Source organism: Curtobacterium caseinilyticum, assembly GCF_030363035.1.
Lineage (GTDB): Bacteria > Actinomycetota > Actinomycetes > Actinomycetales > Microbacteriaceae > Curtobacterium > Curtobacterium caseinilyticum.
On the sequence record NZ_JAUCMN010000005.1, the window covers coordinates 25,081 to 49,505 of the forward strand.

23 protein-coding genes are annotated in these 24,425 nt (G+C 69.8%); 22 read left to right on the plus strand and 1 reads right to left on the minus strand.

All coding sequences use genetic code 11. From position 1 onward, the window contains the following. Positions 1-56 precede the first annotated feature (56 nt). Entirely contained in the window at positions 57-422 is a 366-nt protein-coding gene (locus tag QUG93_RS08445; RefSeq protein ID WP_289473486.1) for a VOC family protein, read from the minus strand. Positions 423-752: 330 nt separating this feature from the next. Between QUG93_RS08445 and QUG93_RS08450 the strand changes: the two genes are divergently transcribed. The 22 genes from QUG93_RS08450 (at position 753) to rplC (ending at position 24,424) form a co-directional block, all read left to right on the plus strand. After that, complete coding sequence (locus QUG93_RS08450; protein WP_289473487.1) at positions 753-2,423, plus strand: GspE/PulE family protein; 1,671 nt, start codon at positions 753-755, stop codon at positions 2,421-2,423. An 18-nt stretch (positions 2,424-2,441) separates the two neighbouring features. Continuing rightward, positions 2,442-4,133 carry a type IV pilus twitching motility protein PilT gene (locus tag QUG93_RS08455; RefSeq protein WP_289473488.1) on the plus strand — a complete coding sequence of 564 codons (1,692 nt, stop codon included), beginning with the start codon at positions 2,442-2,444 and terminating at the stop codon, positions 4,131-4,133. After that, positions 4,133-5,356: a type II secretion system F family protein gene (locus tag QUG93_RS08460; RefSeq protein WP_289473489.1), complete on the plus strand. Its 1,224-nt coding sequence runs from the start codon at positions 4,133-4,135 to the stop codon at positions 5,354-5,356. Before QUG93_RS08455 ends, QUG93_RS08460 begins: the two co-directional genes overlap by 1 nt. Before the next feature lie 193 nt (positions 5,357-5,549). Beyond that, entirely contained in the window at positions 5,550-5,999 is a 450-nt protein-coding gene (locus tag QUG93_RS16015; RefSeq protein WP_353067763.1) for a type II secretion system protein, read from the plus strand. Between the two features lie 85 nt (positions 6,000-6,084). Continuing rightward, on the plus strand, positions 6,085-7,458 hold the full coding sequence (locus QUG93_RS08470) for a prepilin-type N-terminal cleavage/methylation domain-containing protein (protein ID WP_289473490.1): 1,374 nt from the start codon (positions 6,085-6,087) through the stop codon (positions 7,456-7,458). Continuing rightward, on the plus strand, positions 7,455-8,162 hold the full coding sequence (locus tag QUG93_RS08475) for a prepilin-type N-terminal cleavage/methylation domain-containing protein (protein ID WP_289473491.1): 708 nt from the start codon (positions 7,455-7,457) through the stop codon (positions 8,160-8,162). Before QUG93_RS08470 ends, QUG93_RS08475 begins: the two co-directional genes overlap by 4 nt. Beyond that, a complete protein-coding gene (locus tag QUG93_RS08480) occupies positions 8,159-9,991 on the plus strand; it encodes a hypothetical protein (protein ID WP_289473492.1) in 1,833 nt (610 codons plus the stop codon). Before QUG93_RS08475 ends, QUG93_RS08480 begins: the two co-directional genes overlap by 4 nt. Next, a complete protein-coding gene (locus tag QUG93_RS08485) occupies positions 9,988-10,824 on the plus strand; it encodes a prepilin peptidase (protein WP_289473493.1) in 837 nt (278 codons plus the stop codon). The genes QUG93_RS08480 and QUG93_RS08485 overlap by 4 nt, the downstream gene beginning before the upstream one ends. A 31-nt stretch (positions 10,825-10,855) precedes the next feature. Then, complete coding sequence (pilM, locus tag QUG93_RS08490) at positions 10,856-11,908, plus strand: type IV pilus assembly protein PilM (protein WP_289473494.1); 1,053 nt, start codon at positions 10,856-10,858, stop codon at positions 11,906-11,908. Positions 11,909-12,045: 137 nt separating this feature from the next. Further along, positions 12,046-12,666, plus strand: a complete 621-nt coding sequence (locus QUG93_RS08495; RefSeq protein WP_289473495.1) for a hypothetical protein — start codon at positions 12,046-12,048, stop codon at positions 12,664-12,666. A 3-nt stretch (positions 12,667-12,669) separates the two neighbouring features. Then, complete coding sequence (locus tag QUG93_RS08500; protein WP_289473496.1) at positions 12,670-13,413, plus strand: type 4a pilus biogenesis protein PilO; 744 nt, start codon at positions 12,670-12,672, stop codon at positions 13,411-13,413. 176 nt (positions 13,414-13,589) lie between these two features. Further along, the gene (locus QUG93_RS08505; protein ID WP_289473497.1) at positions 13,590-14,297 is read left to right on the plus strand and encodes a CBU_0592 family membrane protein; all 708 of its coding nucleotides are present in this window, start codon (positions 13,590-13,592) and stop codon (positions 14,295-14,297) included. Positions 14,298-14,390: 93 nt separating this feature from the next. Next, positions 14,391-14,849 carry a DUF6121 family protein gene (locus QUG93_RS08510; RefSeq protein WP_289473498.1) on the plus strand — a complete coding sequence of 153 codons (459 nt, stop codon included), beginning with the start codon at positions 14,391-14,393 and terminating at the stop codon, positions 14,847-14,849. 67 nt (positions 14,850-14,916) lie between these two features. Then, a complete protein-coding gene (locus tag QUG93_RS08515) occupies positions 14,917-16,050 on the plus strand; it encodes a hypothetical protein (RefSeq protein ID WP_289473499.1) in 1,134 nt (377 codons plus the stop codon). 351 nt (positions 16,051-16,401) lie between these two features. Beyond that, entirely contained in the window at positions 16,402-16,770 is a 369-nt protein-coding gene (gene rpsL / locus QUG93_RS08520; protein WP_058728453.1) for a 30S ribosomal protein S12, read from the plus strand. Between the two features lie 5 nt (positions 16,771-16,775). Continuing rightward, positions 16,776-17,246: a 30S ribosomal protein S7 gene (gene rpsG, locus QUG93_RS08525; RefSeq protein ID WP_058742332.1), complete on the plus strand. Its 471-nt coding sequence runs from the start codon at positions 16,776-16,778 to the stop codon at positions 17,244-17,246. A gap of 102 nt (positions 17,247-17,348) precedes the next feature. Beyond that, on the plus strand, positions 17,349-19,463 hold the full coding sequence (gene fusA / locus QUG93_RS08530) for an elongation factor G (protein ID WP_289473500.1): 2,115 nt from the start codon (positions 17,349-17,351) through the stop codon (positions 19,461-19,463). 135 nt (positions 19,464-19,598) lie between these two features. Next, positions 19,599-20,786, plus strand: coding sequence for an elongation factor Tu (gene tuf / locus QUG93_RS08535; protein ID WP_058728450.1), 1,188 nt, complete (start codon positions 19,599-19,601; stop codon positions 20,784-20,786). 153 nt (positions 20,787-20,939) lie between these two features. Then, entirely contained in the window at positions 20,940-21,917 is a 978-nt protein-coding gene (locus QUG93_RS08540; RefSeq protein ID WP_289473501.1) for a DNA topoisomerase IB, read from the plus strand. Between the two features lie 81 nt (positions 21,918-21,998). Beyond that, complete coding sequence (locus QUG93_RS08545) at positions 21,999-22,814, plus strand: DarT ssDNA thymidine ADP-ribosyltransferase family protein (RefSeq protein ID WP_289473502.1); 816 nt, start codon at positions 21,999-22,001, stop codon at positions 22,812-22,814. A gap of 634 nt (positions 22,815-23,448) precedes the next feature. Next, on the plus strand, positions 23,449-23,757 hold the full coding sequence (rpsJ, locus tag QUG93_RS08550) for a 30S ribosomal protein S10 (RefSeq protein ID WP_022903286.1): 309 nt from the start codon (positions 23,449-23,451) through the stop codon (positions 23,755-23,757). 13 nt (positions 23,758-23,770) lie between these two features. Next, positions 23,771-24,424: a 50S ribosomal protein L3 gene (rplC, locus tag QUG93_RS08555; RefSeq protein ID WP_289473503.1), complete on the plus strand. Its 654-nt coding sequence runs from the start codon at positions 23,771-23,773 to the stop codon at positions 24,422-24,424. Position 24,425 lies beyond the last annotated feature (1 nt).

Below are 24,425 nucleotides of genomic sequence, written 5' to 3' on the forward strand. Positions count from 1 at the left end.
ACGGGAGGCCCGTGGCGGGCCCGCCACGGGCCTCCCGTCCGCCGTGTGGTCGCGGCTCAGGCGGTCCGGCCCTTCTCGTCGACCAGCGAGTACAGGCTGAGCACGTTGCCGTCGGGGTCGCGCACGTCGAACCAGTCGACGGCACCGTCGACGCACTCGACGGGACCGACGTCGATGCCGAGCGACCCGATGCGGGCGTGCTGCGAGCGGACGTCGTCGACGCCGAAGCGGACGGTCGCCGGTCGCTGCTCGGCGTCCGGGTCCAGGTACAGCTGGAGCCAGATGCCGCCGATCTCGTACTCGACGACGCCGTCCTCGGGCTCGAGGTCGGGATCGGTGCGCTGGAACACGGCGCCGTACCAGAGGCAGGACGCTTCGATGTCCGTGACGGGCAGTCCCACGGTCACGCTCGTGATGTCCATGTCTCATCATGTCCCGGCGCGGGCGTGCGCGTCGAGGGTCTTCCGGCGAACACTCCTGCACAGGCACGGCCGGCCGTCCGCTCGTCCACGGACCGCGCCCCGGACCGCTCCGCCCGCGCTCACGAGCAGCACGATCGACGCATGTCGACCATCGTCCGCTGCGGCCGGTACCCGCTGGTACCCCTGCACTGGGGACACCCGCCACCCCGCCGCCCCCTCGTTGTGGGACTGCGGGGGCGGCAGGGGCCAGCCGTAGCGTGGACGGGCGCCGCGCCGCAGCGGTGCGCACCCCCACGACCCGGTCTCGACCCGAAGGAGGCTCCGGGACACATGGCCACGCTCTCCGAGATCCTGATCCTCAACGGCGCACTGCCGATCGAACACCTCGACGCGATGACGGGCGACGAGGAGATCGACGAGCGGGCGATCCGCACCCTGGTCGACCAGGGCGTCGTGAGCGAGGCACAGTACATCACCGCCCGCGCGGCGTCCAACAACTCCCGCACCGTCCCGCTCACGGACTACCCCGTCGACGGGACCGCGGTGTCGATGCTGCCCGCGGCGCTCTGCCGACGGCACGGCGTGCTCGGCATCGGGTTCGAGGGCGAGACGCTCGTGCTCGCGATGGTCAACCCGACGAACGTGCTGGCGATCGACGACGCCCGGACTGCCTCCGGGCGCACCGTGAAGCCGCTGCAGGTCGACGAGCGGGACCTGCTGGCCGCGCTCGACCGGTACCTCCGTGCCGACGACGAGCTCAACGACCTGACCTCGTCGCTCGAGGAAGAAGCGTCCGCGCAGGCGCAGCAGCAGGTGGACCTGACCGACGGGTCGCTCGACGACGTCCCGATCGTCCGCTTCGTGAACCTGCTCGTGTCGCAGGCGATCCAGGACCACGCGTCCGACATCCACATCGAGCCCGGCGAGCACGAGGTGCGCGTCCGCTACCGCATCGACGGTGTGCTGCACGAGATGGCACCGGCGCCGAAGAACATCCAGAACGGTGTCATCAGCCGGCTCAAGATCATGAGCGACATCGACATCGCTGAGCGACGCAAGCCGCAGGACGGCCGCATGTCCGTCCGGCACGGCGGCCGACAGATCGACCTCCGTGTGGCGACGCTGCCCACGGTGTGGGGCGAGAAGGTCGTCATGCGGATCCTCGACAACACGAACACGTCGATGACGCTCAAGGACCTCAACCTGCTCGAGCAGAACTTCCAGGCCTACCAGCGGTCCTACTCGAAGCCGTACGGCATGATCCTGGTCACCGGTCCGACCGGCTCGGGCAAGTCGACGACGCTCTACACGACGTTGAACGCCGTCGCGAAGCCCGAGATCAACGTCATCACCGTCGAGGACCCGGTCGAGTACCGGATGGCCGGCATCAACCAGGTGCAGGTGAACCCGAAGGCGGGGTTGACGTTCGCCTCCGCGCTCCGCTCGATCCTGCGTTCCGACCCGGACGTCGTCCTGCTCGGTGAGATCCGCGACCACGAGACCGCGCAGATCGCGATCGAGGCCTCCCTCACCGGCCACCTGGTGCTGTCGACCCTGCACACGAACGACGCGCCCTCGGCGGTCACCCGTCTGACCGAGATGGACATCGAGCCGTTCCTGGTCGGATCCGCGCTCGACTCGGTCGTCGCGCAGCGCCTCGCCCGACGGCTCTGCGACCGGTGCAAGGCACCCGCGCGGTACACCCCGGCGCAGCTCGTCGCACTCGGCTTCGTGCCGAGCGAGGACACCCCCGTACCGGAGTTCTTCGGCCCGGTCGGGTGCGCGGTCTGCTCGAACACCGGGTACCGCGGGCGGATCGCCCTGCACGAGGTCATGACCGTCACCGAGGAGATCGAGCGCCTCGCCGTCGCGCGGGCGTCGAGCGCCGAGATCAGCCGGGTCGCGCAGCAGCAGGGCATGCTCACGCTGCGGCAGGACGGCTGGGAGAAGGTCAAGCTCGGCATGACGAGCGTCGACGAGATCCTGCGCGTGGTCGCGTAGGTCGGGAGCACGAGGACGATGAGCGAATCGGTGTACGACATCGAGGCCGGCGACGACCCCGTCGCCGGGTGGCACCCCGGACAGCCGGGCAACGAGGTCGGCGGTCGTCGCGCGGCCCGCCTGGCCGCGGCGGCAGCAGCTGCGGCGGCGGCCTCCGCCCCGGCCTCGCCGCGGGTCGAGCCGGCCGTCGTGCCGACCTCGAGCAACGCCGTGTACGACCTGTCGGCCGAACCCTGGAGCCCCGGACCGTCGAACCCCGAGCCGTGGCGCGCCGAGCCCGCGGTGTCCGCCGAGCCCGCCTGGGACACGTCGTGGCCGCCGCCCGCGGGGGAGCCCGTCGCCGTGCCGGTGGCGCAGCCGCATGCCGCACCGGCCACGCCGCCCGCTGCGGTCCCGCCGTCGACCGCCGCCTACGGGTACGCCGACGCGGTGACCCAGCACCTGCCGGTGGTGCCCGCGGAACCGACCACGAGCCTCCAGACCGTCGCGACGACCGTGCCGACCACCGGCGCCGTCGCCGGGACGCACCCGGAGATCGGCTTCACCCGCCACGCACGCGAGGTCGCCGACGCCGACCTCATCACCGCCCTCGCCCAGGTCGTCTACCAGGGCGCATCGGACCTGCACGTGACCGCCGATGCGCCGCCCACCGTGCGCGTCGACGGCTCGCTGCGTCCCGCCGTGCCCGGAGGGCCCTGGGCCCGGAACAAGGTGATCGCGGCGCTGAAGACCCTGCTCAGCCCCGAGCAGGCCGGGCAGTTCGACCACGAACAGGAACTCGACTTCGCGTACTCGCTGTCGCCCGAGTTCCGCTTCCGCGTGAACTACTACCAGCAGCGCGGCAACTGGGGCGCCGCGTTCCGCATCATCCCCACGAAGATCAAGACCCTCAAGCAGCTCGGCATCCCGGAGCACGTCGGCGAGTTCGCGAAGCTGCCCCGCGGTCTCGTGCTCGTCACCGGGCCCACCGGATCCGGCAAGTCGACCACCCTCGCCGCGCTCATCGACCTGGTCAACGAGACCCGCGCCGACCACATCGTCACGGTCGAGGACCCGATCGAGTTCATGCACGACCACAAGAAGGCGATCATCAACCAGCGCGAGGTCGGTGCGGACACGCACTCCTTCGCCGCCGCCCTCAAGCACGTGCTGCGGCAGGACCCCGACGTCATCCTGATCGGCGAGCTCCGCGACCTCGAGACCATCTCCGTCGCGCTGACCGCGGCCGAGACCGGACACCTCGTGTTCGCCACGCTCCACACGCAGAGCGCCCCCGGCACCATCGACCGTGTCATCGACGTGTTCCCGCCGCACCAGCAGGGGCAGATCCGCACCCAGCTCGCCGCGACGCTCGAGGGGGTCGTCTGCCAGACCCTCGTGCCGAAGGCCAACGGCGCGGGCCGCGTCGTCGCGACCGAGATCATGAAGACCACGCCGGCGATCGCGAACCTCGTGCGCGAGGGCAAGACCTACCAGATCACCTCCGCCATGCAGGCCGGCCGCGACGCAGGCATGCACACGATGGACCAGGACCTCGCGGAACTCGTCAACGTCGGCACCGTCACCCGCGCCGCGGCGATGGAGAAGGTGCACGACGAGGACGGCTTCGACCGGCTCGTGCAGCGCGTCGAGTCGCCGTCCGACTCGTCCGCCGCCGCGATCGCCGCCTCCGAGATCGACTTCGGCGACAAGTACTCGGGAGGCCACTGATGTCACTCGCCTTCGACTACCGGGGCCGCGACGGCGCCGGGAAGCTCGTCAAGGGTCGACTCGACGCCGCCTCCGAGGGGGCCGTCGTCCAGCGCCTGCGCGGCATGGGTGTGTCGCCCATCGCGATCACCGAGGCGAAGCCCGGCACCGGGCTGCAGACCGAGATCAAGATCCCCGGGTTCGAGAAGGGCGTCGGGCTCAAGGACCTCGCGATCATGTCGCGGCAGGCCTCGACCATGCTGTCGTCGGGGCTCTCGCTGCTCCGCGCGCTGACGATCCTCGCCGACCAGACGGACAACAAGAAGCTGCAGGACATCCTCGGCAAGGTCCGAGACGACGTCGAGCGCGGTGTCTCGTTCTCCGACGCCGTGGCGAAGTACCCGGTCGACTTCCCGCCGATCATGATCAACATGATCCGGGCGGGGGAGACCGGCGGGTTCCTCGACCAGGCGATGGACTCGATCGCGACGAACTTCGAGAAGGAGCACAAGCTCCGCTCGACCATCAAGTCGGCGATGACCTACCCGGTCGTGGTGCTCGTGATGTCGCTGCTGGCGGTCGTCATCATGCTCGTGTTCATCGTGCCGATCTTCCAGGACATGTTCGCCTCACTCGGCGGGCAGTTGCCGCTGCCGACGATGATGCTCGTGTGGCTGTCCCACGCGATGGTCTACGTCGGTCCGGTGCTCGCCGTGCTCCTGATCGTCGGCTGGGTGTGGTGGCGGTCGAACAAGAACACCGACCGGGTCCGCGGGCTCGTCGACCCGCTGAAGCTGCGTATGCCGGTGTTCGGCCAGCTCGCTCGGAAGATCGTGATGGCACGGTTCTCGCGGAACCTGTCGAACATGATCGGCGCCGGCGTCCCGATCCTCGAGGCCCTGCAGATCGCCGGCAAGGTGTCGAACAACATCGTCGTCGAACGGGCATTGCACCGCGTTTCCGAAGCAGTCCGGAAAGGCGAATCCATCGCCGCACCACTGGAACGCGAAACGGTGTTCCCGGCAATGGTCGCGCAGATGATCGCCGTCGGCGAGGACGCCGGTTCCATGGAATTGATGTTGGAACGCATCGCGGTGTTCTACGACAATGAAGTAGAAGCGTCGACCGAAGCATTGACGTCGCTCATCGAGCCGCTGCTGATCGGGTTCCTCGGCGTGGTGGTGGGCGGCATGATCGTCGCGCTGTACCTGCCGATCTTCCAGATCTCCTCGCTCGTCAAGTGACTCGACGACCGACGTCCCTCGTTCCGGGGTCCGTCAGGTGATCCGCACCCCCGGTACTGGGGGCATTTCGTAGCGGAGATCACCCCCGTTCTCGGGATTATGCCCCCAAAGCGCCCTGAATACGCTTGCCAGCGGCGGCGGAGCAGTCTGCGGCACATCCCCCAACGCATTTCCCAGAAGAATGGAAAACACCATGTACTTCGCTCTCATGGGCAAGCTCGACGCTCGCCGCAAGGGTCTCCTCGAGGACAAGGAGAAGGGCTTCACGCTCATCGAGCTCCTCGTCGTCGTCATCATCATCGGCATCCTCGCCGCGATCGCGATCCCGGTGTACCTGGGTGTGCAGAACAACGCGAAGGACTCCAGCGTCAAGTCGGACCTGACCAACTTCAAGACCGCAGTGGTCAGCATGCAGACCACGAACGGCACGCTCCCCGCGGCTGCCACGTACAACGCCACGACGGCTCTGAGTGATGACCTCAAGAAGGCCGGTGCGAGCCAGGGGGCCGACACGTCCTCGATCGCGTACACGACCGGCGGGACGACTGCCGCGCCGACCTTCAAGATCGTCGGCACGAGCTCGACGGGCAACAAGTTCTGCGCGTCCGACTCGAAGGGTGTCACCGCCGGGGACGCCTGCTGAATCTCCCTCGGAGGCGGATCGTGACGATCGTCACGGTCCGCCTCCTCTCACCGCGACCGTCAACCGGCGACCAGAGAGGCTGAGCATGCTGCTGCGCATCGTCGACCGACTCCGGGCGGCGCGGGAGTCCGACGAGGGCTTCTCCGTCATCGAGGTCATGGTCGCGATGACGATCTTCGCGATGATCGCCGCCGGCGTCGCAGCCGGCATCGTCTCGACGATGTACCTCACGCAGGACAACCGCTCGCGCGAAGCAGCACTCCAGCTCGCCAACCAGGCGCTCGACGCCGCACGCAGCACCAAGGACGTCTTCACCCTCGACGACGAGACCCTGCCGGCCACGGTCGGCAAGCAGACCTACACCGTCAAGCAGACGACCAACTGGATCAACTCGGACGGTTCCGACAACACTTGCGGGGCGGGCTCCGGCGTCCTCGCCTACAAGCGCGTCGCCATCACCGTCTCCTGGACGAGCGGCACGTCGCCCCGCCAGAAGAACGTCGTGCTCGACACCCTCATCTCCCCGTCGTCCGCCGTGTCGAGCGCGACGGCGTCGACGATCGTGGTGGGCGTCAAGACGGCGACCGGCGCCGCGAACCCCGGGGTCTCCGTGACGATCACGCCGGACTCCGACGGCGCCAAGAGCCTCGCCAAGCCGCCCGCCGTCACCGATGCGAACGGCTGCAGCTACGCCGTGGGTGTCACTCCGGGCACGTACAAGGTGACCATCGCCAAGGCCGGGAACATCGACCCCACCGGTGACTCGACCCCCGACGCGGTCGTGAAGACCATCGCCGGCGGAGTCGGCAACAAGACGTTCGCGTTCGACCGCGCGATCAGCGTGACGACCGGCGGTCCCCTCAACCTCAAGGACGGCGTCAGCGCGAAGCTGCCGGCCTCACTGCCGATGACCTACGTCTCCGGCGACACCGTCCGGACCGCCACGACCACCCCGACGCTGCTGTACCCCTTCCAGTGGACGGCGATAGCGGGGGCGTTCTCGAGCACCTGTCCGAACGTCGATCCCACCAAGTGGCCCGCGGCGGGCGGCTTCACGGCGTCGCCGAACATCTTCAACGGCACGGACGGGACGACGCCTGGCTTCAACCCGACGACCGACCTGACCGTCACGGCCCGCGCGCCGATGGGCGTCATCGACGTGAAGACGAACGGCCTCGACACCGTGCTCTCGGCCACGGTGAAGAACACGACCGCGGTGCCGAACGGCGATCCCGGTTGCGGCACCACGACCTACTGGTTCACCGGACTGAACTCGAACAAGGCGACCACGATCGCGCTGCCGTTCGGGACCTACACCCTCGCCGGCACCACGGTGCTCGGCGGCCTGCTGAGCAACGGGGCCGTGAACGTCTCCGCGAACCCGGACGTCATGAACCTCAAGGTCTCGACGAGCGGCAAGGTCGTCACCCTCGATCCGCGGACCGTGGTGAGCCCGTGATCGCCTTCCTCCGAGGTCGCATCGACCGGGCAGGCGACGACCGTGGTCTCACGCTGGTCGAGCTCCTGGTCGCGATGAGCCTCTCGTTGCTCGTGCTCACCATCGCGGGGTCGTTCCTCGTCTCGGCGCAGAAGGCTGCGGTCACGGCGACGTCGACGAGTGCGAACACCCGCGCCGCGTCGGTCGCCATGAACGAGATGAGCCGCATGCTCCGCGCAGCGACCGACAACCCGGTGCCCACCGGCGACGACTCGCAGTTCGCCTTCCAGTACGCCAGCGCCACGACGCTGCGCTTCTTCGCGTACGTGAACCTCGACTCGACGCTCTCGCAGCCGGTCGAGGTGCAGCTCACCCTCGACCCCGTGACCAAGCGCATCACCGAGACCACCTGGAAGGGCACGGCGATCGCGGGCAACTCGTCGTACTACGCCTTCCCGCTCGCCACGGGTGCGACGCTGTCCGCCACACCGACGAGCAAGCGCACGCTCGTCTCGTCCGCCGTCAGCCCCGTCGCGTTCAGCCTGAAGAACGCAGACGGCGACGTGCTGAACGCGACCGGGGCGGCCGTCTCCGCCGTGGAGCTCGCCAACATCCGATCCGTCGACGTCTCCGTCACGGTCGGCGCCCGCACGGACGACCCGAACGCGGTCACCCTGGCGAGCACCGTCAGCCTGCCCAACATCGTGATGGGAGCCTCGTCGTGATCCGTCTGCTCCGCGCGCTCCGCCGCCGCGACGACGACCGCGGCATGGCCCTGGTCGCGGTCGTCGGCATCGGCGCAGTGGTCATGCTGCTCGTGGGAACGATGGTCGCCGTCGCGACGTCCGGTGCCCGCGTCACCTCGACGGACCGGTCCTGGAACCGTGCGATCGCAGCGGCCTACGCGGGCGTCGCCGACTACCAGTCCCGTCTCAACGCGGACAACTCCTACGGCAACTACGGCCAGGCGGACGCGCCCTTCAGCGCGGCTTCCGGCAGTGTCTTCGCCAAGGGCTCGGGGGGCAACCCGGCGTTCGGCTACCGCGCGCAGGACGCCTGGGTGTCGGTGCCGACGAGCGACGGGTCCGCGAGTGACTCGGCGTTCCGGTACGCCGTCGACAACAGCAAGTTGTCCTCGCAGGGCGTGATCCGTGTGCAGTCGACCGGTCGTTCGGGAACCACCACCCGCACCGTCGTCGCCAACGTCCGCCCGGACGGCTTCTCGAACTACCTGTACTTCACGAACTACGAGTCCGGTGACCCGTCGGTGACCAACGAGAAGGGGATCGGTTCCGCCCCCTGCACCTCGGCGTACCGTCCGCTCGCGACGACGTCGACCTGCGACCAGATCCAGTTCGGGTCCGGCGACGTCCTGAAGGGGCCGGTCCGTTCGAACGACCAGATCAAGGTCTGCGGCGCGACCTTCAAGAACACCGTCCAGAGCGTGTTCGGCGTCTCGAGCAGCGGATGCTCGACGGGCAACTACGCGTCCAACCCCACCACGTCGTCCACACTCACACCGCCGGCGACCATCGGCGACCTGCGGGACTACACCCGCTCGGACCTCCCGTCGACGATCGAGACGGTCGAGGGTGCCGGCTGCCTGTACACCGGGCCGACGAAGATCGTCTTCAACGGTGACGGGACGATGACCGTCCGGTCACCGCTCACCATCGTGACCCAGGTGCGCGGCGAGAGTGCCGTACCGGGAGCACAGATCACGAGCGGCGACGCGGTCGCGAAGTGTGGGTCCGTCGCCGCCCTGCGCAGCGCCGCCGGTGCGACGATCGCCGTGCCGAAGAACAACCTCGTCTACGTCCAGAACGAGCCGAGCGCTCGACCGGCTGGCACCGCACAGGACCCGAACTACTGGAACGGGTCGCCCATGAAGACCACGGCCACGGCGTGCTCCGTCCCGAACCCGACCGTCGGTCGCGACAGCGCGACGTCGCTTCGCGGCAACGGCGTGGGGTACCCGTACGTGGGGAGTTCGACGAGCGTCTCCGAGACCGACCCGACCGCGGGTGCCGGTGCGGCGGTGTCGAACCCGTACGGCTGCGACCGGGGGGACGTCTTCGTCCAGGGAACCGTCGACAAGGCCGTCACGATCGCGGCGGAGAACTACCTCTACGTCACGGGTGACATCACCTACAGCGCGAACCGCTCGGCCTCGACGGTCCTCGGGCTGATCGGGCAGCGCGCCGTGTGGGTGTGGAACCCGATCCGTCCGGACGGCAACGCCATCCTGCCGAGCAACCGGGAGATCGACGCTGCGATCCTCTCGAACACCGGAACGTTCGTCGTGCAGAACTGGACGAGGGGCTCGACCTACGGGCGCGGCCTCCTCACCGTGAACGGTTCGATCGCCCAGAACTTCCGTGGTGCCGTCGGACTGGCCAGCGGTCAGGGGTACACGAAGGCGTACCAGTTCGACTCGAGCCTCGCGGTCTACACACCCCCGAAGTTCCCGCAGCCGACCGTCACGACGTACCGGGTCGCCACACAGGTCGAGTCGAGGACGGCGTACACCGCGAGCGGGACGGCCATCCCGTGACCGCTGCCGTGACGCTCATCGGCAGCCTGACCGCTGCCCTCGGACTGGCGCTCGGGTCGTTCCTCAACGTCGTGGTGCACCGGGTGCCCGCGGGGCTCTCGGTTGTGGCGCCGGCCTCGGCCTGCCCGCGCTGCGCGCACCCGATCCGCAGGCGTGACAACGTCCCCGTGGTGTCGTGGCTCGTGCTCCGCGGACGCTGCCGCGACTGCGCGACGCCGATCTCCGTCCGGTACCCGCTGGTCGAGGCGGCCACCGCGGTCCTGTTCGTCCTGGTCGCGGTCCGCTTCCTCTTCCTCCCGGGGGCCGAGTCGACCCCCGCCGGGCTCGCCGGGCAGCTCGTCCTGCTCGTCGCCCTGCTCACGGCGATGGCGGGCAGTGTCGCGCTCGCCCTCATCGACCTGGACACCCACCGGCTGCCGAACCGCATCGTGCTCCCGGCGTACCCGGTCCTGCTCGTCCTGCTGACGCTGTCGTCCGCGCTCACCGGTGAGTGGAGCGCCCTGCTCCGGGGCCTCGTCGGGATGGTCGTCCTCGGGGGCGTCTACCTGCTCCTGGCCCTCGCGGTCCCCCGCGGGATGGGCCTCGGGGACGTGAAGCTGGCCGGCGTGCTCGGGCTCGTCCTCGCGTACCTCGGATGGGGACCCCTCGCTGTGGGTGCTTTCGCGGCGTTCCTGCTCGGCGGTACCTTCGGCATCGTCCTCCTGGTGGCGGGACGGGCGCGCCGGTCGACGGGGATCCCGTTCGGCCCCTGGATGCTCCTCGGCGCGTGGGTGGGCGCGTTCGCCGGCGGACCGATCTGGGGCGCGTACCTGCGACTCCTCGGTCTCGACTGACCGCACTGCTGCCCCGGAAGGAACACACGACATGGCGAAGAAGATCGTCGGCATCGACATGGGTTCGGAGACGATCCGAGCCGTCGAGGTCGCTGACGCCGAGAAGGCGCAGCCGATCATCACCCGGGTCGCCGAGGTCCCGGTGCCGGTCGGTGCGACGAAGCAGGGCGAGGTGCTCGAGGCGAACACGGTGGCCGCCGCGCTCCGCGAACTCTGGTCGATCGGGCGCTTCCGCACGAAGGACGTCGTGCTCGGGATGGGCAACCAGCGGGTGCTGTCCCGTGACCTCACCGTGCCGAAGGCGCCGCTCGCGCAGATCCGTGAGTCGCTGCCGTTCCAGGTGCAGGACATGCTGCCGGTCCCGGTGGGTGATGCGATCCTCGACTTCTACCCGACCGAAGAGGCCGTGAGCGACGCGGGTCCGGTCGTGCACGGTCTGCTGGTGGCCGCCATCAAGGACGCCGTCCTCGCCAACGTCCGGGCGGCCGAGCTCGCCGGGCTGCGGCCGGTCGGCGTCGACCTCATCCCGTTCGCGCTGACGCGCGTCCTCGCGCCGCGGGTCGCCGGAGCCGGGACCGTCGCCCTGGTGGACTGCGGCGGGAACACCACCTCGGTGGTCGTGGTCCGGGACGGTGTGCCGCGGTTCGTCCGCATCATCCCCACCGGGGGAGACGACGTGACGAAGACCATCGCGACCCGTCTCGAGATCCCGGTCGCCGAAGCGGAGGCCGTGAAGCGGCACTTCGGTCTGGTCGGCCGGACGCTCACACCGGACGACGCCCGAGCGGTGGGTGTGATCCGTGAGACCGTCGGCGAGCTGATGACGAGCATCCGCAACACCGTCAACTACTACGCCAACACCCGTCCGGACGACGCCGTCCGCGGCATCGTCGCCGTGGGTGGCGGCGCCGCCCTGCCCGGGTTCCGTGAGGGCCTGGGCGACGTCTCCGGGCTCCCGGTCGCGATCGGCGACCCGTTCGTGTCGGCACGCACCGCGCGCGGCATCACCCCCGAACTCCTCCGTGAGCGCTCGACGTCCATCGCCGTCGCCTGGAGCCTGGCCGTCGGAGGACGTGCAGCATGACCGAGATCATCGACGGGACGTCCACATCGACGGGGACTCCCGGACCGCGGGGCCGTTCCGGCCGCCAGCGCCCGCAGGGCGCCAGGACTCCGTCAGCCGGCGGTACGCGTGGACTCGTCATCGGAGGCCCGCCCCGGGTGGACCTCCTGCCGGCCGTCGTGCACACGGACCGACGGCACCGCCAGATCGTCCGTCGTGTCTGGGCCGGTGTCGTCGTGGTGGCGGTCGGCGTCGGCATCGTCGCCGGCTGGGCGACCATGGAGCGCATGTCGGCGGAACAGGAGCTCGCCGCCGCGCAGGGCGAGACGACCGCGCTCGCGCAGCAGCAGGGCCAGTTCCGCGACGTGCGGGCCGCCGAGTCCGAGTCGTCCCTGCTCGAGGCCGCGCAACGCGTCGGCGGATCGACCGAGATCGACTGGTCGACGACGCTGCAGTCCGTGCGATCGAAGCTGCCGAGCGGCGTCGAGATCACGAACGTCACCATCGACTCGGCGTCGCCCACAGCGCAGTACGCGCAGTCGGACGACCCGTTGCAGGGACAGCGCATCGCGACGCTGACCTTCGACGCGAAGAGCGCCGTCCTGCCGTCCATCCCGGACTGGCTGACCGCCGTGAGCGGCGTCACGGGTTTCGTCGACGCGAACGCGAACTCCGTGGCACGCGCCGACGACGGCAGTGGGTACTCCGTCAACATGACCATCCACCTCGACGAACGAGCGTTCGACGGCAAGTACGCTGCCGACGCCGCGAAGGGCTGACCGATGTCCCGCACCCGCCTCAGCCTGCTCCTCGCCGTGCTCTCGATGGTCGTCGTGGCCGTCGGGGGGTTCTTCCTGGCCGTCCAGCCCCAGCTCGCCCAGACGGCTGCCGCCCACGAGCAGACGACGACCGTCGAGCAGACGAACGACGCCAGCCGTGCGGAGCTCGTACGGCTTCGGCAGCAGGCCGCGCAGCTCCCGTCGATGCGTCGGGAGCTCGCGGCCCTCGAGACCTCGATCCCGTCGAAGGCGTCGCTGTCGTCGTTCATCGACGAGCTCGACGGCGTCGCGGAGGCGAGCGGCATGCAGGTCTCGTCCTTCACCGCGAGCGACGCGACGGCCTACACTCCGCCGGCAGCGGCCGCGACGGACTCCGGAGCGTCCACGAGCGGAGCGACCGCCGCTCCGAGCGCTGCGGCGACACCGGCCCCCACGACTGCTGCGGCGACGTCCCCGACCGCACCGCAGGTCGTGACCGACCCGGCGATCACCGCGCAGAACCTCTCGGTCGTCCCCGTCACGGTCGCGGTGGACGGCACCTTCGACCAGGCCCTGGCCTTCGTCAAGGGCGTGCAGGCGGGTGGCCGGCTCTTCCTCATCACCACGATCAGCTCGACGCAGAAGACCGGTACCGACGGCGGCGTCGGGACGACCGCGACCTGGACCTTCGGAGGGTCCGTGTACGTGCTCGACCGCACCGCCGGAGCGTCCTCGACGGCCACCCCGAGCCCCGCTGCGAACGGCTGAGACGCCCGCCCGACACCACCCCGCGAAGTGGGTGCGGCACGCCACGCCGCTCCCGCTTCCGCGACACCCGTCGGAGTGCGTACGATGCTCCCGACGCCGCGCTCGCGGCTGCTCACACCCCTCTCGGACGGTCGCCTCAGGACGGCCGTTCCTCGTCGTGCCCGGAGTCGCGCGTGTTGGTCGGAATCGTGGAGTTCCTCGGCTGGTTCGGTGCCGTAACCGTTCTCGCAGGTTACCTGCTCTTCTCGCTGGGCAAGATCCCGAACGGGCCGCTGTACCAGTCCCTCAACCTCGTCGGTGGGCTGTCCGTCGCGATCAACGTCGCGGCCCACCACGCCGTCCCGTCGACGATCGTGAACGGTGTCTGGGCGGTCATCGCGGTGGTCGTCCTGGTCAGGATGGCTCGTGCCCGTCACGCCGCCGGCGTCCGTGCTGCGGAACCGGAGGAGACCGTGGCGCCGCCCGTGCTGCACGCCGAGCCGCTGGCGACGACGGCCGTCCTGCCGGTCGTGGGGCCGGCGCTGCGTGACCACGAGGCGGAGGCGAGCGGTGCCGCGCCTGCCGCGCCGCGCCTCCAGGCCGGTCCGGTTCCCGAGGCGGGCACGGGCGCCCTGCGCGCGGACGCCGACGCGGCACCCACCGCGCACGGACGCGCCGACGCGGCACCCACCGCGCACGGACGCACCGATGCCGCCGCGGCACCCGCGGCGCCGATGACCGAGTCGGTCCCGGTCATCACCGCGACCATCGCGCTCGCGCTCGTCGCTGCTGCGCAGCAGCACGTCGGCACCGTGACACAGGAGCACACCACCGTCGGGCACGCGGCAGACGGCACGGACGAGCACGCCGGGTCGGTGGCCCAGCGCGACGACGCGACGCAGTGACGCCCCGCCCGGGTGCGGCCGGCCCGCCCACCCGGCTGCGTCCCGCTCGGCCAACCCACCCCGCTCCGCAGCCCCCGGCGGTACGATCACCCCATGTCCCGGTGGCTGATCGCGACGATGACGTCCGTCCTCTTCATCGCGCTCGTCGTCGCCGTGACGGGCTTCGAGTCCCTGCTCGCCGACGTCGAGGCGATCCCGCAGCCCGACGCCAGCCAGTACCTCGGACCCGCGATGGTCGTCGCCGCCGCGGTGGTCGTGTTCCTCGCGACCGCGGCCGGCGTCCGCGAGGGCAACCCGGGCGTCACCGGCCTCGTCGCCGCGGCGGCCGCCTACCTCGTGATGCTCGCCGTCGGATCGGTCGGCTACGCCCTGACCCGCGGGGACGGCACGGAGCTCCTCGTGTTCCCGGCCGGCTCGGCCCTGAGCCCGTTCGTGGTCGGCTCCGTCGTCGTGGCGCTCCTCTGCGTCGTCGGAGGGGTCACCGTCGCGCGTCACCAGGCTCGCCAGCAGGCCGGCCAGGGTGCCGCGACGGAGGAGCGCGACCACGTCTGAGGGCCGTCCCCACGACGCCGCCCGGCGGTAGGATCCCGGAGCAGGCACGAGGCACGACGGGGGACGCATGACCGACCAGCAGCCGGACGGGTGGGCAGCCGTCCCGCACGTCGACACGCTCCGCGGGACGCAGGAGGCCCCGGTCCCCGCGGGTGTACCGACCCCCGCACGGCGTCGACGCCCCGTGCGGCGTGGCGCACTCGTCGGCATCGTCGCGGGCGGCGTCGCGGTGGTCGTGCTCGCGGTGACCGGCGTGGTCGGGTACGTGTCGCAGTCCGCGTCGCACGCGGCGGACCGCCCGGTCCGTGCCTTCCTCGACGACCTGACGGCCGGTCGCGTCGACGACGCGCTGGACGCGGCGGGCATCGACCACGACGACCAGGACGTCCTGCTCACCGACGCCGCGTACGCGAAGGCCTCCGGCCGTGTGACCGGCTACCGCATCGCCGCGACGCGGACCGACGGCGACACCGCGACGGTGCGCGCGTACCTCCGCCAGGGTGGCCGCGACGTGGCGGCCACGTTCACGCTCGACCGGGAGGGCACCGACTGGGGGGTCTTCCCGGTGTGGGCGCTCGAGGCGCCGGAGCTCGGCGAGGTGGAGCTGTCGGTCCGTGGTCCGGCGGGGACGCCGGTCGAGGTGGCGGGACAGCGGATCGCGACGTCGGAGGACGGGACCGCGCGGCTCTCCGCCCTCCCCGGCACCTACGCGGTGGCCGTGGACGGCGGCAAGTGGTTCACCGCCGAGGGTGCGTCGGCGCAGGTGTCCGGCTTCGGTGTGACCGGCTCGGCGCCGGTGGCGATGACGACGACGCTGACGTCGGCGGGCGAGCAGGCGGCACAGCAGGCCGTGGACCGCTGGGTGGACGGGTGCATCGCGTCGACCGACGCGGCACCGGCCGGGTGCAGCTTCTACGCCTACGGCGAGGACCCCGAGTACGCCTACTCCAACCAGAAGTGGACGCTCGAGCAGCGGCCGCGGGTCACGGTCGGTGGCTGGCTCTCCCGTGGCTGGGCCGTCTCGACGACGACCTTCGGTCGCGCCACGTTCACGGCGGACATCTCCGGACCAGGAGGGGTGGGCACCGCCTCGGCCGGTCCGATGAACGTGAACGCGAGCGGGTACGTGTCCGGCTTCACGGACGAGGGTGCGACGTTCGAGTCCGCCATCGGCAACGGCGCCTCCGACACGGGGTCCTGACCGGCCGGGAGGCGCGGCGCACCGCCGTCCTCCCACCGCACCCGGCTGCGTGGTCGGTCAGGCCCCTCGCGCCCGCCTCGGCAGGAGCGGTCCGGGCCCGCGGGCCCCGCCCGCGGGCCCCGCCCGCTGGCACGGTCCGCGGGCGACGCGCCCGGATTGATTTCGTCGTGTGACGCGGGTAGCCTCTACCGGGTGTGCGCCCTCGGGCGCGCCCGAAATCCCGGGTCGCGACATCCGCGCCGGGACCATCCATCCCTCGACCTCCCTCCGCCGTCAGGCGGTGATCAGCGTGGGATGAGGAAGCCGACGGAACGCGTCGGCCAGAGCACGAGCGAAGAACCAGGAGAACAGTTGCCTACCATCCAGCAGCTCGTTCGCAAGGGTCGTACGCCCAAGGTCGTCAAGACCAAGGCGCCGGCACTGAAGGCGAACCCCCAGCAGCGTGGTGTCTGCACCCGCGTCTACACCACCACCCCCAAGAAGCCGAACTCGGCCCTGCGCAAGGTCGCTCGTGTCAAGCTCTCGAACGGCACCGAGGTCACGGCCTACATCCCCGGTGAGGGCCACAACCTGCAGGAGCACTCGATGGTGCTCGTCCGCGGCGGTCGTGTGAAGGACCTCCCCGGCGTGCGGTACAAGATCATCCGTGGTGCCCTGGACACCCAGGCCGTCAAGAACCGTAAGCAGGCCCGCAGCCGCTACGGCGCGAAGAAGGGTTGAGTTAGATGCCTCGCAAGGGTCCCGCCCCGAAGCGTCCCGTCGTCGCCGACCCGGTGTACGGCGCGCCGATCGTCTCGCAGCTCGTCAACAAGATCCTCCTGGACGGCAAGAAGGGCCTCGCCGAGCGCATCGTCTACGATGCACTCGAGGGTGTCACCGCCAAGAACCAGCAGGATGCCGTCGCGACGCTGAAGAAGGCGCTCGACAACGTCCGTCCGACCCTCGAGGTCCGCAGCCGCCGCGTCGGTGGCTCGACCTACCAGGTCCCGGTCGAGGTCAAGCCGCACCGCGCGAACACCCTCGCGCTCCGCTGGCTGACCTCCTACGCCAAGGCCCGCCGCGAGAAGACGATGACCGAGCGTCTCATGAACGAGATCCTCGACGCGTCGAACGGTCTCGGTGCCGCGGTCAAGCGCCGCGAGGACACGCACAAGATGGCCGAGTCGAACAAGGCCTTCGCGCACTACCGCTGGTAAGTCCGGCGCTGGTCGTCCCGGCACCGGTCGGGCGTCGGCGGTCAAGAACCGTCGGCGCCCGCCCGGCCGCCAACCTCTCCTACAACTCTTCCGGAGGAACCTGTGGCACAGGACGTGCTCACCGACCTGAACAAGGTCCGCAACATCGGCATCATGGCGCACATCGATGCCGGCAAGACCACGACCACCGAGCGCATCCTGTTCTACACGGGCATCACGCACAAGATCGGTGAGGTCCACGACGGCGCCGCGACGATGGACTGGATGGCGCAGGAGCAGGAGCGCGGCATCACGATCACGTCGGCCGCGACGACCTGCTTCTGGGACAACAACCAGATCAACATCATCGACACCCCCGGTCACGTGGACTTCACGGTCGAGGTGGAGCGTTCGCTCCGCGTCCTCGACGGTGCGGTCGCCGTCTTCGACGGCAAGGAGGGCGTCGAGCCCCAGTCCGAGACCGTGTGGCGTCAGGCGGACAAGTACGACGTCCCCCGCATCTGCTTCGTCAACAAGATGGACAAGCTCGGCGCGGACTTCTACTTCACCGTCGACACGATCATCAACCGCCTCGGTGCGGAGCCGCTCGTGCTCCAGCTGCCGATCGGTGCCGAGAACGACTTCGTCGGCGTCATCGACCTCATCGAGATGCACGCCAAGGTGTGGCCCGGCGACGCCAAGGGCGACGTGACCATGGGCGCCCAGTACGAGGTCCAGGAGATCCCCGCGGACCTCCAGGAGCGTGCCGAGGAGTACCGCGCGAAGCTGATCGAGCGCGTCGCGGAGACCGACGACGCCCTGCTCGAGAAGTTCTTCGGCGGCGAGGAGCTCACCAAGGACGAGATCAAGGGCGCGATCCGCAAGCTCACGATCGCTTCCGAGGTCTACCCGGTCCTCTGCGGCTCGGCCTTCAAGAACCGCGGCGTCCAGCCGATGCTCGACGCGGTCATCGACTACCTCCCGTCCCCGCTCGACGTGCCGCCGATGATCGGCCACGACGTCAAGGACGAGGAGAAGGAGATCATCCGCAAGCCCGACGCCACCGAGCCGTTCTCGGCCCTGGCGTTCAAGGTCGCGGTGCACCCCTTCTTCGGTCGTCTGACCTACGTCCGCGTGTACTCCGGCTCGATCGAGTCCGGTGCCCAGGTCATCAACTCGACCAAGGGCAAGAAGGAGCGCATCGGCAAGATCTTCCAGATGCACTCCAACAAGGAGAACCCGGTCGACAACGTCACCGCCGGTCACATCTACGCGGTCATCGGCCTCAAGGACACCACCACCGGTGACACCCTGTGCGACCCGACCGACCAGGTCGTCCTCGAGTCGATGACGTTCCCGGAGCCGGTCATCGAGGTCGCCATCGAGCCGAACACGAAGGCCGACCAGGAGAAGCTCTCCACGGCCATCCAGAAGCTCGCCGAAGAGGACCCGACGTTCCGCGTCGAGCTCAACGCCGAGACCGGTCAGACGACGATCAAGGGCATGGGCGAGCTCCACCTCGACATCCTCGTCGACCGCATGAAGCGCGAGTTCAAGGTCGAGGCGTCCGTCGGCAAGCCGCAGGTGGCCTACCGCGAGACCCTGACCAAGGTCGTCGAGCGCTACGACTACACGCACAAGAAGCAGACCGGTGGTTCCGGCCAGTTCGCGAAGGTGCAGATCGCCCTCGAGCCGATGGAAGTCACGGCCGAGAAGGTCTACGAGTTCGAGAACGCCGTCACCGGTGGTCGCGTCCCGCGTGAGTACATCCCCTCGGTCGACGCCGGTATCCAGGACGCCATGCAGGTCGGCATCCTGGCGGGCTACCCGACCGTCGGCGTGAAGGCCATCCTCAAGGACGGTGCGGCGCACGACGTCGACTCGTCCGAGATGGCGTTCAAGATCGCCGGTTCGATCGCCTACAAGGAGGCCGCCCGCAAGGCCGGCCCCGCCATCCTCGAGCCGATCATGGCCGTCGAGGTGCGTACTCCGGAGGAGTACATGGGCGACGTCATCGGTGACCTCAACTCCCGTCGTGGCCAGATCGCCTCGATGGAGGACGCCTCGGGCGTCAAGGTGGTCCGCGCGAGCGTTCCGCTGTCCGAGATGTTCGGCTACGTCGGGGACCTCCGGTCCAAGACCTCTGGTCGTGCGGTCTACTCGATGACCTTCGAGACCTACAGCCAGGTCCCGGCCAAGGTCGCCGAGGAGATCATCGCGAAGAACAGCGGAGAGTAGCGCTCCGGCGTTCTCTCCACAGGCGGGGGTGCCCGGCGACGGGCCCCTCGCCACCAAGTACAGTTAGACACACACCCTGCACGCCAACGGTCGAGTACCGGGGGCATGCTCTCCGAGTCCTGAGGAGGACCCACAGTGGCCAAGGCCAAGTTCGAGCGGACCAAGCCGCACGTCAACATCGGAACCATCGGTCACGTCGACCACGGCAAGACCACGCTCACGGCGGCGATCACCAAGGTTCTGCACGACCAGTACCCGGACCTCAACGAGGCCCGCGACTTCGCTCAGATCGACAGCGCTCCCGAGGAGCGCGACCGCGGCATCACGATCAACATCTCCCACGTCGAGTACCAGACCGACAAGCGCCACTACGCGCACGTCGACGCTCCTGGTCACGCCGACTACGTGAAGAACATGATCACCGGTGCGGCGCAGATGGACGGCGCGATCCTCGTGGTCGCCGCCACCGACGGCCCGATGCCCCAGACGCGTGAGCACGTCCTGCTCGCCCGCCAGGTCGGCGTCCCCTACATCGTCGTCGCGCTGAACAAGTCCGACATGGTGGACGACGAGGAGATCCTGGAGCTCGTCGAGCTCGAGGTCCGTGAGCTCCTCGGCTCGCAGGAGTTCGACGAGGACGCCCCCGTCGTGCAGGTCTCGGCGCTCAAGGCGCTCGAGGGCGACGAGAAGTGGGTCAAGTCCGTCCAGGACCTGATGTCCGCCGTCGACGAGAACGTCCCGGACCCGGTGCGCGCCACCGACCAGCCGTTCCTCATGCCGATCGAGGACGTCTTCACGATCACCGGTCGTGGCACCGTCGTCACCGGTCGTGTCGAGCGTGGCACGCTCGACCTGAACTCCGAGGTCGAGATCGTCGGCATCCGCCCGACGCAGAAGACCACGGTCACCGGCATCGAGATGTTCCGCAAGCTGCTGGACAAGGCCGAGGCGGGCGACAACACCGGTCTGCTCATCCGTGGCCTCAAGCGCGAGGACGTGGAGCGCGGCCAGGTCGTCGTCAAGCCGGGTTCGGTCACGCCGCACACCGAGTTCAAGGCGAACGCGTACATCCTGACCAAGGAAGAGGGCGGGCGTCACAACCCGTTCTACGCGAACTACCGTCCGCAGTTCTACTTCCGCACCACGGACGTCACCGGCGTCATCACGCTGCCCGAGGGCACCGAGATGGTCATGCCGGGCGACACCGTCGCCATGTCGGTCGAGCTGATCCAGCCGATCGCCATGGAGGCCGGCCTCCGCTTCGCCATCCGTGAGGGTGGTCGCACGGTCGGCGCCGGTACGGTCGAGGAGATCGTCAAGTAACTCCCGGTTCTCCGGAAGACACTGCGTGAGCGGGGTCGGGCCCTCGGGCCCGGCCCCGCTTCGTCGTTCCAGGAGGGCGTCCCGAGCTCGCCGTGGCCGTCGCGTGCCACGAGCCGGGGTCCGTCACAGGTGGGGACGGGCACCATCGTCCTGGTGACCCGTCTCCGACGTTCCGCGACCAACGGTCGCGGCTACCACCGTGTCCGTAGTGGCAAGGGGTTCTCGTTCCGCGACCCGGACGGCAACACCGTGACGGACGCGGCCGTCCGGAAGCGCCTCGAGGACCTCGTCATCCCGCCGGCCTGGGACGACGTGTGGATCTCGCCGTACGAGAACGGGCACATCCTGGCGACCGGCAAGGACGGTGTCGGTCGCCGGCAGTACATGTACCACCCGGGGTGGCGCGAGCGGATGGACCGGATCAAGTACGACCGCGCCCTGGCCCTCGCGGAGTCGCTCCCCGCCGCTCGTCGGATGGTCACGCAGGACCTCCGTCGACCGGAGCCCGACCGTCGTCGTGCCCTCGCCGCTGCGTTCCGGATGCTCGACCAGGGGTCGCTCCGGGTCGGGTCGGAGCGCTACGCCACGGAGCACGGCAGCCGGGGCCTGTCGACCCTGCTGTGCGCCCACGCGCACGTGTCCGGCGACGACATCGAACTCGACTTCCCGGGCAAGAGCGGACAGGAGTGGTCGTCCACCATCCACGACCACGACCTCGCACGGGTGATCGCCGGCATGAAGCGGCGTGGTCCGAACGCCCGGCTGCTGTCCTTCCGCGCGGAGCGCGGCGCCGAGTGGGAGCCGCTGGCCGCCGAGGACATCAACGAGTACGTCAAGGAGCGCGCGGGGGACGAGTTCACCGCCAAGGACTTCCGGACGCTCCACGGCACCGTGGCCGCTGCGGTGGACCTCGCGAAGACCGGGCCCCAGAGCAGTCAGGCGAAGCGCAAGAAGGCGGTCTCGCACGCCGTGAAGGCCGCGAGCGAGGAGCTCGGCAACACCCCGACGGTGTGCCGGCAGAGCTACATCGACCCGCGACTGCTCGACGCGTACGAGCACGGCGAGACGATCGACCCGGACCGGCTGCACGCGGCCGAGTCCGAGGTGCGCGCGCTGCTCTACCGACAGTGACGACGAGGTGCGGGAGATGACGTACGGTTGGACACCGTGTCCGACCACCCCCACACGGACACGGAAGGACCCCTCCCAGTCGTGACCGACGAGTGCATCCACGGTTTCCCCACCGAGCTCTGCGACATCTGCTCCCCCCGTCAGGCCGAGGTGCCTGCGGTCCCCTCCACGCCGGCACCGCGCCGGACCCGCATCACCACCGACCTCCGCTCCACGCCCGCACCGTCGAGGGGTTCCTCGTCGCTCCGGTCGCCCGCGGCCCCCGAGCTCCCGGAGCCCCGCGTGTTCGCGTCGCTGCGGGCGCACCACGCGACGCACGTCGACAACCTCGCGGGGATCGTCGCCGAGGGCGCGATCCTGGCGGCGGACGCGGCCACGCCGGCCGTCGACGTCAGCTCGACCCAGACGCGGACCGCCCGTGCCGAGGCGACCGCGCCCGACGGCGGCCCCGTGTCCGGCCACGTGACGTTCTCGCTCTCGCCGGACGCCGCCCGGTGGGACGAGCTCCGACGCGGCGCCGACGGCCCGCGGTGGTCCGACGCCGCGCGCCGGACCCGTGCCACCGAGTACGTCGTGCTCGTCGTGCCCGTGACGGCCTTCGGGGCGTCCGTCATCGTCGCGGACCAGGACGCCGACGCCGAGGACGTGCGGTTCGCCGTCGGTCCGGAGGCTGCGACGAACCTCATCCGCCGCACGGACTTCACCGACCCGGAGATGCACGGCCTCGAGCTGCTCGCGGGTCCCCGTGTCCCGCTGTCGTCCGTCGCCGTCATCGGCGTGCCGAACGACCGCGTCCGGCAGCAGGTGAAGGCACTCCTCGCCGCGCACCGGGTCGCCGGTCCGCGCGTGGCGGTGTTCCCGCCGTGGTTCGTCCCGCCGCTGTCGGAAGCGTTCTGACCCGGGCCGTACCGCGCCCCAGCATCGTGCCCGCTCGGCCTCGCCGAGCGGGCACGATCCGTCCCGCTCGACGGGACGGGCAGACGGGACGGACCCCCTCGACGGCCCGTCCTGCGCACTCGGGGCGGCGTCCGCGAGCCGGTCCGGACCGACTCCGGGAGGTGCCCTGCGGGGCGGCGGTGCGCCGTGCCTCCCGGCCGGTCGGTGCCCGCGTCGCCGGCGGATCAGACGCCCCGCGACACGCCACGGAATCGCGACACGCCCGGGTTGCAGGGATGTCGTGCCTGTGCGAAGATTGTCCGGTTCCGAATTCCGCGGGCGTTCGCGCGCGCAGGATCACTGCTCTGGCAGTGCACAACCCCTCCGTCCAGCGGAGCTGGGTTGGGCCGCAGGCAGCAGAACACGATCGATTCCCTCGTGAGCGCCCGGCCACTGCTGTGTCCGGATGTGGGGGAGGCGACATGCCCACGCTGGACGGCCACGGTCGCCCTGCGCGGTTGACAGGAGAACAGCGGTCATCCCCCGAGGATGCGGCCGGTTGGTTCAGGAAAACAGCCAAGCCCTGCAGGAATGCACGGTGACGGCGGCGTCAGGCGGCCCGAGGGTGCGCGGCGCAGAGAGGACAGAGAGACACATGGCGGGACAGAAGATCCGCATCCGGCTCAAGTCGTACGACCACGAGGTCATCGACACGTCGGCCCGGAAGATCGTCGACACGGTGACCCGTGCCGGTGCGACCGTGGTCGGCCCGGTGCCGCTCCCCACCGAGAAGAACGTGGTCACCGTGATCCGTTCGCCCCACAAGTACAAGGACTCGCGCGAGCACTTCGAGAAGCGCACGCACAAGCGGGTCATCGACATCGTCGACCCGACGCCGAAGGCCGTCGACTCGCTCATGCGACTCGACCTCCCGGCTGACGTCAACATCGAGATCAAGCTGTAAGGGGGACCGACCAATGGCGAACTCAACCAAGACCGTCAAGGGCCTCCTCGGCAAGAAGCTCGGGATGACCCAGGTGTGGGACGAGGACAACAAGTTCATCCCCGTCACCGTGATCGAGGTCGGCCCGAACGTGGTCACCCAGATCCGCAACGTCGAGCGCGACGGCTACGAGGCGATCCAGATCGCCGCCGGCGCCATCGACCCGCGCAAGGTGAACAAGCCGGCCGCCGGCCACTTCGAGGCTGCCGGTGTGACCCCGCGTCGCACCCTCACCGAGATCCGCACCAACGACTCCGCCGAGTACACGCTCGGCCAGGAGCTCACCGTCGACACCTTCGAGGCCGGCCAGAAGGTCGACGTCGTCGGGACGTCGAAGGGCAAGGGCTTCGCCGGTGTCATGAAGCGCCACGGCTTCGCCGGTGTCTCCGCTTCGCACGGTGCGCACCGCAACCACCGCAAGCCCGGTTCGATCGGTGCTTCGTCGACCCCGTCGCGCGTCTTCAAGGGCATGCGCATGGCTGGTCGCATGGGTGGCGAGCGCGTGACCGTCCTCAACCTCACGGTGCACGCCGTCGACGCCGAGAAGGGTCTGCTGCTCGTCAAGGGCGCCGTCCCCGGTGCGCGCGGTCGCTCCGTCTTCGTCCGCACCGCCGTGAAGGGTAAGTGAT